Annotated in this window: 12 protein-coding genes; 1 reads left to right on the plus strand and 11 read right to left on the minus strand. The window is 66.4% G+C overall.

Annotated elements, in window-relative coordinates; all coding sequences use genetic code 11:
• Positions 1 to 60: 60 nt before the first annotated feature.
• From DYI24_RS10035 to DYI24_RS10060, 6 genes are all read right to left on the minus strand, one after another.
• Positions 61 to 885 carry a phosphodiesterase gene (locus DYI24_RS10035; protein ID WP_164572185.1) on the minus strand — a complete coding sequence of 275 codons (825 nt, stop codon included), beginning with the start codon at positions 883 to 885 and terminating at the stop codon, positions 61 to 63.
• Positions 882 to 1706 carry a phosphodiesterase gene (locus DYI24_RS10040; RefSeq protein ID WP_164572186.1) on the minus strand — a complete coding sequence of 275 codons (825 nt, stop codon included), beginning with the start codon at positions 1704 to 1706 and terminating at the stop codon, positions 882 to 884. The genes DYI24_RS10035 and DYI24_RS10040 overlap by 4 nt, the downstream gene beginning before the upstream one ends.
• Before the next feature lie 64 nt (positions 1707 to 1770).
• Positions 1771 to 3051 carry an ABC transporter substrate-binding protein gene (locus DYI24_RS10045; RefSeq protein WP_164572187.1) on the minus strand — a complete coding sequence of 427 codons (1281 nt, stop codon included), beginning with the start codon at positions 3049 to 3051 and terminating at the stop codon, positions 1771 to 1773.
• Positions 3052 to 3080: 29 nt separating this feature from the next.
• A complete protein-coding gene (locus tag DYI24_RS10050; protein ID WP_164572188.1) occupies positions 3081 to 3917 on the minus strand; it encodes a carbohydrate ABC transporter permease in 837 nt (278 codons plus the stop codon).
• Positions 3914 to 4873, minus strand: coding sequence for a carbohydrate ABC transporter permease (locus tag DYI24_RS10055; RefSeq protein WP_164572189.1), 960 nt, complete (start codon positions 4871 to 4873; stop codon positions 3914 to 3916). Before DYI24_RS10055 ends, DYI24_RS10050 begins: the two co-directional genes overlap by 4 nt.
• Positions 4866 to 6020 carry an ABC transporter ATP-binding protein gene (locus DYI24_RS10060; RefSeq protein WP_164572190.1) on the minus strand — a complete coding sequence of 385 codons (1155 nt, stop codon included), beginning with the start codon at positions 6018 to 6020 and terminating at the stop codon, positions 4866 to 4868. The genes DYI24_RS10055 and DYI24_RS10060 overlap by 8 nt, the downstream gene beginning before the upstream one ends.
• 127 nt (positions 6021 to 6147) lie before the next feature.
• Here DYI24_RS10060 and DYI24_RS10065 point away from each other — a divergent pair, with 127 nt between their 5' ends.
• Positions 6148 to 7026: a LysR family transcriptional regulator gene (locus DYI24_RS10065; RefSeq protein WP_164572191.1), complete on the plus strand. Its 879-nt coding sequence runs from the start codon at positions 6148 to 6150 to the stop codon at positions 7024 to 7026.
• Positions 7027 to 7031: 5 nt separating this feature from the next.
• On the opposite strand, the gene DYI24_RS10070 is transcribed toward DYI24_RS10065, so the two are convergent.
• The 5 genes from DYI24_RS10070 to DYI24_RS10090 are packed head-to-tail and all read right to left on the minus strand — an operon-like array spanning position 7032 to position 13357.
• Positions 7032 to 7727, minus strand: a complete 696-nt coding sequence (locus tag DYI24_RS10070; RefSeq protein WP_164572192.1) for an ABC transporter ATP-binding protein — start codon at positions 7725 to 7727, stop codon at positions 7032 to 7034.
• Positions 7724 to 8497 (minus strand): ABC transporter permease, encoded by a 774-nt coding sequence (locus DYI24_RS10075; RefSeq protein ID WP_164572193.1) that lies wholly within the window; start codon positions 8495 to 8497, stop codon positions 7724 to 7726. Before DYI24_RS10075 ends, DYI24_RS10070 begins: the two co-directional genes overlap by 4 nt.
• A complete protein-coding gene (locus DYI24_RS10080) occupies positions 8487 to 9479 on the minus strand; it encodes an ABC transporter substrate-binding protein (RefSeq protein ID WP_164572194.1) in 993 nt (330 codons plus the stop codon). Before DYI24_RS10080 ends, DYI24_RS10075 begins: the two co-directional genes overlap by 11 nt.
• Before the next feature lie 16 nt (positions 9480 to 9495).
• Positions 9496 to 11355 carry a 2Fe-2S iron-sulfur cluster binding domain-containing protein gene (locus DYI24_RS10085; RefSeq protein WP_164572195.1) on the minus strand — a complete coding sequence of 620 codons (1860 nt, stop codon included), beginning with the start codon at positions 11353 to 11355 and terminating at the stop codon, positions 9496 to 9498.
• 4 nt (positions 11356 to 11359) lie between these two features.
• Positions 11360 to 13357 carry an FAD-dependent oxidoreductase gene (locus tag DYI24_RS10090; protein ID WP_164572196.1) on the minus strand — a complete coding sequence of 666 codons (1998 nt, stop codon included), beginning with the start codon at positions 13355 to 13357 and terminating at the stop codon, positions 11360 to 11362.
• Between the last annotated feature and the right edge of the window lie 332 nt (positions 13358 to 13689).

Genomic DNA, 13689 nt, shown 5'->3' on the forward strand with positions numbered 1-13689 from the left:
GTCGGCTCCGCAACCGCCGGGGCAACACAACAGCGGCGGCTCGGAGGCCGCTGAGGCGCGTCAGAACGAGACGCGGTGCAGCGCGACGCTGTCGTGCAGCGAGAACAGCGGCCCGTCGTACATGAACGAGCACTGGTGGATCACGATGCGGTCGGCCTCAACGCTGACATGGGCGTAGTCCGGCGGCTCGTGCGAGCCGGGGATATGGCCCTCGGCCACCAGATGGAACGCGACCTGATGCGCCAGGCCGCGCTGGATGTGATACGGGATGCCGCGCCACACGCCGGAAATCGGCCGGTGCAGATGGCCCATGAACAGATAGTCAGGCTTGCGGGTGCGGGCGATCACCTCCCACTCCGCATCCGGATTGGCGAGCCGGATCGTATCCATGTAGCGCAAGCCGGTGTCGAACGGCGGGTGATGCTGGAACAGCAGCAGCGGTCGGTCGGCCGGCGCTTCCGCCAGCGCGTGTTCGAGGAACGCCAGCCGCGCCTCGCACAACAGCCCCTCGTGGTTCGGCGCGGCTTCATTCAGCGTGTCCAACGTGACGATCGTCGCCGCCTCGAACACCTGCATGGCCTGCACGAAGCCGTTGGCATCGCGCGGCACGCCGGGGAAGAATTTGGCGAAGGCGTCACGCTTGTCGTGATTGCCCATCATCAGGATGGTCGGCGCGCGCAATCCCGCCAGCACCGAAGCCAGATTGTCGTAGGCCGGCTCCTCGCCCCAATGCGCCAGATCGCCGGTGACGATCACGAACGCGATGTCGGGATGCTCGCGGTTGATCCGCGCCACCGCGGCGGTGAGCCGCTCGGCGGGATCGAGCCCGTAGATGCGGCGGCCGCGGGTGACGAAATGCGTATCGGTGAGAACGACGAACTTCATCGCAGCATGGTCTCCCTGTTCCAGGCGTTGTAGTCGGGCGAGCCCTCGACCCGGATCTCGCCGGTGTAACCGAACTCGACCATGTGAACGGTGACGTAGTCGTCGCCGAAGAACACCACGCCGTAGGACTCCGGCAGGTCGGAAGCGCTCAGCATCCGGCGCTCCGAGAACAGCGGATAGCTGGCATGGTTGGTGCCGCGCAGCGAGCTGACCGGCACGCCGGCCACCGAGCCGGCCAGCGGCAGATGGCAATGGCCGAAGAAGATGTGGCGGATGCGGTCGCGATGCCGGCCGACGATCTGGCGAAACGCGCCATCGTCCAGCAGCCCGATCTGGTCCATCGGGCCGAGATGCGTCGGCATCGGATTGTGATGCATGAACAGCAGGAACGGCCCGGGATGTTCGGCGAGCTGCCGGGTCAGCCATGCCCTGCGCGTCTCGCAATAGCGACCCGCATGGGTGCCGGCTTCGGCCGTGTCGAGCAGCAGGCAACGGCCGGCCGGGGTGTCGTACACCCCCTCTACCAGGCCATGCTCGTCGGCATAGTCCGGAAACACGCTGAGGAAATTCTCGCGGGAATCGTGATTGCCGATGCACAGCCGCACCGGAATCGGAAACGCGTCGATCTGCGCTTTCAGCCAGCGATAGTCGTCGGCATCGCCCCAGTCGGACAGGTCGCCGGTGATCACCATCAGCTCGGCGTCGTGATGGTCGCGCAGGATATGGGTGAGCGCCTTCTCAAAATTTAGCCGTGGATTGCGTCCGCCGATCGTCGCGCCCGGCGTGGTGAGGTGGATGTCGCTGAGATGGATCAGTTTCATGGCCCGCTCCAAAACAATACGCGACGGAGCGCAGGATGCGCTCCGTCGCGAGTTTGTCCGCGCGTTACTTGGCGGCGCCGACGGTCTTCGGCAGCAGGTTCTGGACGTCGCGGCTCATGTCCGCCAGCACCGCGTCCGGCTCCTTGGCGCGCGCGCCGGAGACGATCGAGTTGAGGTGGTCCTTGATCACGTCGGTGATCTTCAGGCCATTGTCGCCGGGGAACGCGTACCACTTGGTCAGCAGCGCAAGCTGGCTGACCGCGGTGTAGTTGTTCGGGTTCTTCTCGTAGAAGTCTTTCAGATAGACGTCATTGGCGACCTTGTTGGGCGGCATGTAGCCGGTGGTCTCGGCCATGATCGCCGCGCCCTTCGGACCGGTCCAGAACTTCACCACTTCCCAGGCAGCGTCGCGCTTGGCCTTATCCTTGGCGGTGATCAGCACGACGTTGCCGCCGGCAGGCAGACGGCCGTTCGGCTTGACCACGTCCGGGAACGCGATGGTCTTCAGCGCGAACTTGCCGCCGATCATATCGGTGGTCTTCTTCAGGTCCGAGGTCGAGGTGATGTGGATGCCGGTCTTGCCCGCCGCGAAGGTGGCGCGCATCGACGGCTGGTCGAGGTTCGGCATGGCGCCTTCGGTGACCAGACGGGCGATGGTGCGCATCGCGAACTGGCCTTCGGGGCCATCGAACGCCACCTTGGTCTCGTCCGCATTCAGCATCGAGCCGCCGCGGGCGAACACCGGCGCCTGCCACAGCCAGTTGCCGGTGATGTCCCAGGCATAGGTGATGCCGTTGGTGTCGGGGCCGAGCGCCTTGACCTTCTTGGCCAGATCCAACAGGCCGTCCCAGGTGGTCGGCAGATTATTGACGTCGCCGCCGGCCTGCTTCACCAGGTCGAGATTGACGTAGACGATCGGCAGCGAGATCGCGAAGGGCAGCGCATAGACTTTGCCGCTGGCGGTGCCGATGTCGTACATCGCCTGATGGAAGCCCTGCTTGTCGAAATCCTTCTCGGCCGCGATGTAGCCGTCAAGCGGCGCCGGGATGGTCTTGTCGACCAGCACGCGGATGCGGTTCAGACCCTGGAAGGTGACGTCCGGCAGCTGATTGGTCACCGCCTCGCGCAGCACCTTCTGGGTGGCTTCTTCATACGACTCGTAAGGAGCCCGGAACGTGACCTTAATCTCCGGATGAACCTTGGCGAATTCTTCGGCGATCCGCTTATGGGTCTCAGTGAACAGCTCCGGATATGGATATTGCAGCACCACCTCGGTCTGCTGCTGGGCGTGGGCGAAGCCGGCAACCAGCGTCATCGCGGCTGCGGCGATCCATCTCTTCATCATGCGAAGTCTCCTGTTCGGGTCGATGCGGGTTATTTCAGTCCGGTCAGCGTGATGCCTTCGATGAAGCGGCGCTGCGCCAGCAGGAACGCGATCACCAGCGGCGTGATGATCACCAGCGCCGCGGCCATCAGCGGGCCATAGGACGTGCCGGCCTCGGCATTGCGGAAATGCGCCACCGCCAGCGGCGGCGTGTAGTATTGCTGGCTGTTGAGTACGATCAGCGGCCAGAAATAATCGTTCCAATGCGCCACCACCGAGAAGATGCCGAACGCTGTGACGGCCGGGATCGCGGTCGGCAGCATCACCCGCCAGACGATCGCGAACTCCGACATCCCGTCCATCCGCGCGGCGTCGAGCAGATCGTCCGGCACGGTCATGAAGAACTGCCGCATCAGAAAGATGCCGAACACCGAGATGGTGAACGGCAACACCAGTGCCGCGTAGCTGTCGAGCGCACCGAGCTGGTGCAGCAGCAGGAACACCGGGATCGCGGTCGCCTGCGGCGGGATCAGGATGCCGAACAGCACCAGCGCGAACAGCACCTTGCGCCCGAGAAAGCGCAGCTTGGCGAGCGCATAGGCGGCCGGCAGCGCGATCAGCACCTGGCAGGCGAAGATCGCCACCGTGACGATCACGCCGTTGAGCAGGAAGCGGCCGAGATCGGCCTTGCCGAACGCGGTGCGGAGATTGTCCCACAGCGCGAAATGGCGCGGGATCAGATGCAGATCGCTGGAGTAGATTTCGTCCGGTGGCTTCGACGCGGTCGACAGCATCCAGACGAACGGCGCCAGCATCAGCACCGCGCCACTCATCAGGGCGACGTGGCGGAAGCTGGAGCGGATCAGGCTTCGTCGGGCGGCGCTCATGCGTAGTGCACCTGCTTGGCGGCGAGCCGCGACTTCACCAGGGTCAGCAACAGCACCAGGCCGAGAAACACCACGGTCACCGCGGCGGCATAGCCGGAGCGGAAGAACTCGAAGCCTTCCATGTACATGGTGTGGATCAGCACCTCGGTGGACTTTGACGGTCCGCCCTTGGTGAGGACGTGGACGGTGTCGAACACCTGAAACGACCGGATGCCGGTGATCACCACCACGAAAAGCGTCACCGGCCCGAGCATCGGCCACGTCACCAGCCGGAACCGTGACCACGCACTCGCGGCACCATCGATCTCGGCGGCGTCATAGAGATGCTTGGGGATCGACATCAGCCCGGCGAGGAACAGCACCATGTTGAAACCGACCGCCTGCCAGATCCCGATCGCGCACAGCGCGTACAGCGCCGTGCCGCGATCCTGCAGCCACGGATGCGGCGCCAGGCCGACCATTTTGATCAGCCCGTTCACCAGGCCGAACTGCGGATGCAGCATGAACTCCCACACGATCGCCATCGCGATCAGGGTGGCCATCACCGGCAGGAAGTAGATCGTGCGATAGAAGGCACGGAGATGCGTGCCGCTCTCGATCAGCATCGCCACGCCGAGGCCGAGCGCGACCGAGCCCGGCACCACGATCACCGCATAGGTCAGCGTATTGGTCAGCGAGATCCAGAACACCCGGTCGGCGACCAGCTGCTGATAATTGGCGAGGCCGATCCAGGCGAACGACGGTGCGCCGAGCTGATAGTCGGTGAACGAAAGCGCGATGACGCCGGCGAGCGGCCCGAGCAGCATCAACAGCATCAGCGTGAAAGCCGGCGCCACCAGGCCGTAGGCGACGATGCCGCGGCCGCGGCGACGCCGCTTGGCCGACGCGCGCGCAGTCGCCGGGACATCGAGATCGCGCAGCGCGACGGCGGCATCGGACATGGTGACCTCAGACATGAGCCACCTCCCGGATCATCTCGACCGAGGCTTCGGTGCGGATCGCAATGCGCTTGCCGGCGGCGTCGAACAGCCGGATCGCCTCGGGCGCAAAGCCGAACCGCTGGGTGCTGCCGATCGCCGGCAGCCGCAGCGGATCGTCGAGCCGGATCACCACCGGATCGGTCAGCCCGTCACAGCCGAGATGCACGAAGGCTTCGGCCCCCATGTTCTCGACGTGCACGACGACGCCGGACAGATCACCGCTGCCGAGGCTCAGACGCTCCGGCCGGATCGCAACACGGCAGGCACCGGCGCTCGCCGCGACGCGAGCAGCCAGCACGCGATCGAGCATCACGATGCGGCCGTCGGTCTGAACCGCACCCGGCAGCACGTTGATCTTGGGGCTTCCGATGAATTCGGCGACGCGGATATCGCGTGGATTGTCGTAGACGTCGCTCGGCGTGCCGACCTGAACCAGTTCGCCGCCGATCATCACGGCGATCCGGCCGGACATCGTCATCGCCTCGGCCTGATCGTGCGTGACGTAGACAAAAGTCGCTTTGAGCCGGCGATGCAGCTGCGCGATTTCGGCGCGCATATGCACGCGGAGTTTGGCGTCGAGGTTGGACAAGGGCTCGTCGAACAGGAAGCCGACCGGCTCGCGCACCAAAGCGCGGCCGACCGCTACGCGCTGGCGCTGGCCGCCGGAGAGCTGCCCGGGCTTGCGCGACAGCAGCGGCGAGATTTCGAGCTGAGCGGCGACGCGCTCGACATCGGCACGGATGCCGCGCTCGACCTGGTAGCGGTTCGGGATCAGCCGGCCCAGCAGCGGCGCCCGCTCCAGCGCCGACAGCCGCTTCATCCGCAGCGGCACCGCGATGTTGTCGAACACCGACAGATGCGGGTACAGCGCGTAGGATTGAAACACCATCGCGAGGTTGCGCGCGCTCGGCCGGACGTGATCGACCGCAACGCCGCCGATCTTCACTTCGCCGGAGCTCTGCGGCTCCAGCCCGGCGATCACCCGCAGCAGTGTCGACTTGCCGCATCCGCTCGGGCCGACCAGCGACACGAACTCACCCTCGTGGATCGACAGATCGACGCCCTTGAGGACTTCGGTGTCGCCGAACGATTTGCGGACCGCGCTGAGCTCGATCTTCGCCATCACCTGTCCCCTGGCCTCGTTGCGATGCGGCACAGGGTTAAGGGCAGCGTCTGACAGTCACATAACGGTCAGCAGGTTTGCTTATGACCCTCACCAGGTTTCCTGGTGATGCGGAGAAACGGACGGGATGGCTCTGACGTCGTCGCGGCTGCGTGCCGTCAACGCGGTGTTCGATGCCGGCAGCTTTGCAGCCGCGGCGCGGAGGATCGGCGTGACACAATCGGCGGTGGCGCAATCGGTGCGCGAACTCGAAGGAGAGTTCGGCGTGACGCTGTTCGAGCGCCACGGCGCCAACCTGATTCCGACCTCGCTGTGCCGGCAGCTCTACGGCGCCACCAGCCGGATGCAGGCGGTCGAGACCGGCGCGCTGTCGATCCTGTCGCAGCGCGAGGAGCTGGCCGGCGGCGAACTCCGCGTCGGGCTCGGCAACTCGATGCCCGGCATGGCACTGATCGCAACCTTCAAGCAGATGTACCCCAAGGTGCAGGTCGCGATCGAAATCGGAAGCTGGTCGGCGATCGTCGCCGCCGTGGTCGATCAGCGCGTCGATATCGGCGTGCTGCCGGACGTGCCGGCCGACCGTCGCTTCCGCCGCGAGATCTGCCTGGAGCAGCGCGTCGTGGCGCTGTGCCATCCGACCCATCCGCTGAAGAAGAAGCCGCAGGTCTCGATCGTCGAGCTGATGCGCTATCCGCTGGTGTTCCGCACCCGCGATTCGTCGACCCAGCGCGCCGTCGACCGCGCATTCCGCGCCGCCGGCCTGCGACCGGTGCCGTCGATCGTGGTCAACACCCGCGAAGGCATGCTGGAGGCGGTCGCCAACCATCTCGGTGTCGGCTTCATGTGGGAGCATGGCTCCAGCCGGGTCGACCGCATCGCCAAGGTGCCGATCGCCGAACTCGACGCCGAGTCGCCGGAGTGTATCTTCGCGCTGTCCGGCAAAAAGGGGCGGCTGGTCGAACTGTTCTTCCTCGCCAACGGCGCGCACTCACCGCCGCGCGAGTGAGGCGGTCAGTTGCCGGTGGCGGCCGCCACGAAAGTTCGCACGACGGCGCTGGCCGGATGACGCAGGATCTCGGCTGGCGCACCGACTTGCTCGATGTGACCTTCCGACAGGATGGCGAGGCGATCGCATTGCATCGCCTCCGGGCCATCATGGGTGACGATCAGCATCGTCAGTCCGCTGCGCGCATGGATGTCCCGCACGATTCGCCACAGCTCGGCGCGCACCAGCGCGTCGAGTGCGCTGAACGGCTCGTCGCAGAGGAGCAGATCTGGCTCGATCACCAATGCGCGCGCCAGCGCCACGCGCTGCTGCATCCCGCCGGATAGCTGGCGCGGATATTTGCCGGCATCGTCGCCCGAGAGGCCCACGTTCGCGAGCATCGCCCGTGCACGCTCGCGGCGCTCACGCGTGTGCTGGCCAAGCGCGATCAGCGGAAACGCCACGTTGTCGAGCGCGCTGCGCCACGGCAGCAACGCGGGGTCCTGAAACACCATGCCGAGCCGCGTGCTGCGGCGATGCACGGCGCCGTCGTCCGGCATCAAGAGCCCCGCGGCGAGCGCCAGCAGCGTGCTCTTGCCGCTTCCGGACGGCCCCATCACCGCGGTGATCGAACCAGCCTGGACGTCAAGATTGATGCCGCGCAGCACCGGCGCCTGATAGCCGAACCGCACACCGCGGAACTGCAGCAGCGCCCCGCTCATCGGCCGCCGCTCCGCTCGTCGTCGCGCCATAGCCACAGCCGGCGCTGCAGCGGCTGCAACACGCCGGCATCGACCACGATCAGCACGCCAACCACGACCACCACCCAGGCCATCGTCTCGGCGGTGTCGACATGAGCGCGCGCGGTGGCCAGACCATCGCCGATCCCGCCGGCGCCAGCGAGCAGCTCGGCCATCACCGCGACCTTCCAGGACATCGCCAGCGTCGTCACCAGCGCGGGGAACAGATGGCTCAGTAACTGCGGTCCGTACACCTCGGTCAGCCGCGCCGACAGCGGCACCTGGTACACCCGCGCCATCCGGGCCAGCGTGCCGTCGAGGCTGCGCACGCCCTCCAGCGCCGCGCCGAACAACATCGGACCGGTCGCGGCGGCGACCGTCACCACCACCGCCCAGCGACCGCCGAACCACAGCAGCGCCATCACCACCCAGGCGATCGCCGGAACTCCGAGTAGGATGATCGCGACCGGCTGCAGCGCGCGCTGCGCTTCTTCGCGCAGGCCGGCAAGCATCCCGGCACATGATCCGATCAGCACGCCGATGATCCAGCCGAGCCCGGCATTGCCGGCGGTCTCGAGCAGCGCCGGCCCGACCTGCCCGGCCCGGATCATCCGCCACAGCGTCAGCGCCGTGTCGCCGAGCCCCGGAAGGACCAACGGCCCATACGCCCGATGGCCAATCTCCCACAGCGACAGCAGCAGCGCGATGCCGACGAGGCTCCAGGCCCACGAGATCCGCGCGCTACCCCGCATAGAATGCCGCGTCCGGCAGCCGGCCGCCGACGACGCCGGGATCGAGCTCCATCAGATTCTTGAAGTACACTTCGATGTCGTCACGCGCCTGCCGCGCCGGAACGACGTCGAGGCGGACATGCGGCAATGACGCGGCGATCACTTCGGCCGGCAGCCCGAGCGCCGGCGCAGCAAGCTCGGCGGCCTCGCGCGGATGTGCCGCAATCCAGCTACTCGCTTCAGCGCAAGCGGCCTGCACGGCGGCGGTGATCTCGGGCTGAGAGTTCAGCAGCTCGGTGCTGACCGCGAGCCCGACTTGCGGAATCCGAGGCCCGCGCCCGGTGTGGCGACCATAGAGTTCGGCGATATCCAGCACCCGATAAACCGGCTTGCCCTCCTGCTGGCCGCGGAGCAGCGCAGTGGTGGCGGCCGGCTCGTGCAGCACGGCGACGTCGCTGCGGCCGGCGAGAAACAGCGGCACCGCCTCGCCGGGCGAGCCGACATATTCGCAGCGGACGTCGCGGTCCGGATCGAGTCCGGCCCAGCGCAGCACCAGTCGAAACAACAGATCGGGCGCTTCATTCTTGTTCGACAGCAGAATGCTGCGGCCGGCGAGATCGGCGACCGACCTGATGGCCGGATCGCGCGCCATCACGTAGAGCACGCCCCAGGTGACGACGTTTAGCATCCGCGTTCCGGCGCCGCGATTGAAGAAATTGGCCGCCGCGTAGGTCGAGGTCGCGAACAGCCGGAACTGTCCCAACGCGATCCCGGCGCGCATCTGGTCGGTGCTCTTCCAGAGCTGAAAGCGAATCCCGGGCGCGGCCTGCTGCAGCCGCTCCGACGCGACGGCGCGGACGAACAACGCCGACGGTGTCGCCGGAATCCCCCACAGCGTCAGCGGCTCGGCGGCGAACGTCCGCGTCAGCCCCAGCGCCGGCAGTGCCGCAAGACCACGCACCACATTGCGCCGATTGGGGACCAGATGCTGTGGTGGCGACATCTCCTGCGCTCCCCCGTCAGTACAGGATCGTGCTCATGGTGAGATCGTCCCAGATCTCCTTGACGGTGTGCTGCAGCTCGCGTTTGCGCGAGGCGTAGTGGGTGTGCAGTAGCCGGTGCGCGACCTCAGAATTCGACGCCTGCAGCAGCTCGCGATATAGCGCCTGCACCTGAGGATTGTTGTGCGACTGCCGGACCTTCGCAGCCCGATCGACATTGTAGATGGTTTCGCGCCGCTTCAGCGCGAGCGGCAGATACTGCTTCTTCGAACGCAGCGATCCGCCGCCGTCGACGCAGCCGCCCGGACAGGCCATCACTTCGATGAAGTCGTAATTGGCTTCGCCGCTCAGCACCGATTCTACTAGGCGGCGCGTGTCTCCGAGGCCGTGAACCATCGCGACCCTGACCTCGCCGACCGGACCGCCGAGATCGACAGTTGCCTCGCGCAGGCCTTCAAAGCCGCGGAGCTGCGTCAGCTCGATCCGGTCCAATTCGCGGCCGTTGACCAGCGCATAGATAGTCCGTACCGCCGCTTCCATCACACCGCCGGTGGTGCCGAAGATCGCACCGGCGCCGGAATAGGCGCTGAGGAAGGGACGGTCGAACTGCGACGACGGCAGGTCCTTCAGGTCGATGCCCTCGCGGCGTAGCAGACGGGCGAATTCGCGCGTGGTCAGCACCAGGTCGGTCTCGGGCTGCCCGTCGTGAACCATCTGCGGCCGCACCGCCTCGTCCTTCTTGGCGATGCACGGCATGATCGAGATCACCCGGATGCGCTCGGCCGGCACGCCGAGCTGTTCGGGCAGATAGCTCTTGGCGATCGTCGACAGCACCTGCTGCGGCGACTTGGTCGAGGACAATAGCGGCAGCACATCCGGATAGTGGATCTCGGCGAAGTTGATCCAGGCCGGACAGCATGAGGTGAAGGTCGGCCGCCGCCCCCGTTTCAGCCGCGCCAGCAGCTCGGCGCCCTCCTCCATGATCACCACGTCGGCAGCGAAGTTGGTGTCGAGCACGACATCGACGCCGAGTTTGCGGCAGGCGGCGATGATCTGGCCTTCGACGTTGGTGCCGGCCGGCAGGCCGAATTCTTCGCCGAACGCCACCCGCACGGCGGGGGCGAACTGCACCACGGTGACGACGTTCGGATCGCAGATGTAGTCCAGCGCCCGGTCGGTCTCGTCGCGCTCGCCGAGCGCACCGGTCGGGCACACCAGCACGCATTGGCCGCAGGAGACGCACACCGAATTCGGGTAGCCGTCGGCGTCGCGCAGCGCCACCATCCGCTCCAACCCGCTGCCTTCGATCGCCAGCGCGTCGATCTTCTGGTGATAACGGCAGATCGCGACGCAGCGCTGGCAGCGGACGCAGCGCCGCATATCGCGCACCATCGCGGGCGAGCTTTGATCGACCGGGCGCGCCTCGGTCCGCTCGCGGTCGAAGAACCGATTCTGCTGCAGCCCGACGAACTGCGCCAGATCCTGCAACTCGCAGCTGCCGTGGCGGATGCAGGTGGCGCAATCCTGCAGATGATCGGCCATCAGCAATTCGACCTGCAGGCGCTGCATGTCGCGCGCCTTCTTGGAGCGGGTCTGCACCTCCATGCCGTCGCGCACCGGCGTATTGCAGGCGGTGACGATCTGCGGCGTGTCCTTGCCGGCCTGCAGGATCTCGACCAGGCACACCCGGCAGGCGCCGGGGGCGTGATCGATGTCTTCCAATTCGCACAGCGTCGGGATGTAGACATCGTAGCGCCGCGCGCAGGACAGGATGGTCTCGTTGGTAAAGCCGGCGCAGGCGACGCCGTTGATCGAGAGCGTGATTGTCGCTTCGGCGGGATCGCGGGCGGACTGGCTGGCCTGATCGGGCGTGCACATCGCTTCAAGCCGCTCCTTCCGGGATCGGATGCTTGGTGACGACGGAGTAGACACGATAGCAGCGCATGCAGCGCTGGGTCTCCGCATAGGCGGCGCGGGCGTCGATGGTCTGTTCGACTTCGCCGAACATGTGCTTGCGCAGCTCGGGATCGATTTCGGGATTGTGCACCCGGTAGGCGTTGCGAACCGGCGCCTCGACGATCTCGTTGGCCAGCATATGGTTATCGGCGATCAGCTTGCGCATCCGCGAGCGCTTGAAGAACCGCACCGAGCCGCGCTGGATCCAGTCATCGATGTTGCGCGCCGCCTTCAGGCCGGCGGCCATCGCATAAACCAGCGTCGACGGACCGGTGACGCAATCGCCGCCGGCAAACACGCCAGGGCGCGAGGTGGCCAACACCCGATCGGTCGCGACGCAGCGCCAGCGATCGAACGCGATGCCGTCGCTCTCGATCAGCGGACCGTCCTCGACCTGCTGGCCGATCGCGGCGATCAGCACGTCGCAGCGCATCGCCGTCTCGCTGCCAGGGATCGGCTTCACCGACCGCCGCCCCCCGGCATCGGGCTCGCTCGCCTGCATCCTGGTCAGCACCACGCCGGTGACCTTGCCGTGCTCGATGACGATCTCGGCCGGCGCGCTGAGGACATGAAACTCGACGCCTTCGGCGCGTGCGGCTTCGATCTCGGCCGGATCGGCCGGCATGTCGGCGAGGGTGCGGCGATAGACGACGTGGACCTTGTCGGCGCCGAGGCGGATCGCCGACCGCACGCAGTCCATCGCGACATTGCCGCCGCCGACCACCACCACTTCGCCGCTCAGCACCAATGGGGCGATGCCGTCGACGTGGTCGTGAACCTTGAGCAGGAAGTCGATGCCGCTGAAGTACCCGGCGTAGGCATTGTCTTCGCCCGTAACGCCGAGCCGGGCGCCCTGCTGGCAGCCGAGGCCCAGGAACACCGCGCGGTAGCCGCGCGCGAACAGATCGTCGATCGAGAAGTCACGGCCGAGGCGCTGATCGAACAGGAACCGGCCGCCGAGGTCGACAATGATGTCGGTCTCCAGCGCCAGCGTATCCTTGGGCAGCCGGTAGCTCGGGATGCCAATCTGGGCCATGCCGCCGGCCTGGCTGGCCTTGTCGAAGACGTCAACGTGATAGCCGCGCAGCAATAGGTGATAGGCGCAGGAGATGCCGGCCGGGCCGGCGCCGATCACCGCCACCCGCATGCCGTCGGCGAGCGGCTTGCGGATCATGTCGCGGGTGAATTTCAGCGCGTGCGGGCCGCTCTGCTGGTCGGCGACATAGCGCTTCAGCGTCTTGATGCCGACGGCTTCGTCGACGAATTTGCGCCGACAGGCCTGCTCGCAATAGCGAACGCAGACCCGGCCGCAGGTCGCCGCCATCGGGTATTTCTGGAGCAACACGCCGAGCGAATTCTCCGGCTTGCCGTCGCGGATGTAGTCGATGTAGCGCGGCACGTTGACCTTGGAGGGGCAGGCCTCGATACACGGCGCCGTCACATAGGCCATGCCGTGCTGCGCCGGGATCGGCCGGTGCTGTGCCAGCTCCTGTTCGATCCGTTCGCGAAAATCCCGCAGCGCCGCCAGCAACGCGACCGCGCAGGTTTGCCCCAGCCCGCACAGCGAGGTCTGCCGGATCTGCTCGCCGAGCATCACGATGTCGTCGAGCGTCAGCGCGGCGTCCAGCCCGCGGCGCATCTGATCGAGCGCATCGCGGATCAGCACCGTGCCGATCCGGCAGGGTGTGCAGGCACCGCAAGATTGTTCGGCCGCGGCTTTCAGGTAGTGGAATAACGCATCGACCAGCGAAATCGTGGGATCGAACACGAAGAACCCGCGGTCGGCGATGAAGGCGCGGATCGCGTTACCCTCGTCGAACTCATCGAAGTTCGCCAGCGCGTAGTCCGCCGCCCGCGCCTCGGCCGCGCCGGCCCGTGCGTCGTAGGCAACACCGTCCCAGACCCCGTAAACTACCTGCGTCATCCCGACCCCGCCCCAGGGTACCGCCCGCATCGATCAGCTAATCAAAGCTGATTTGCGCTGAAACCGTGATGACACAGATCAGAAATAACCAGTCCGGCCCGACGGGAGACGGGACAGAGTGTCATATTAGCAAGGCGGGCCGTCGGGGCGGAGCAAAGAAGAAGCGCTAAGCGCTAAAACAACTCGAAATCGCAATCAGTTGCGGCGGGCGCCGCCTGCTTGGCGGCGATTCCGAACGGCAGCAGGAACTGGCGATGGACGTCGCGCTCGCGCTCCATCGTGTAGCGGACGTAGAGCTCATCGAGCACGGCTTCGTCCTGATGGCCGAAGGA

The organism is Rhodopseudomonas sp. BR0C11 (assembly GCF_010820945.1).
Lineage (GTDB): Bacteria > Pseudomonadota > Alphaproteobacteria > Rhizobiales > Xanthobacteraceae > Rhodopseudomonas > Rhodopseudomonas palustris_H.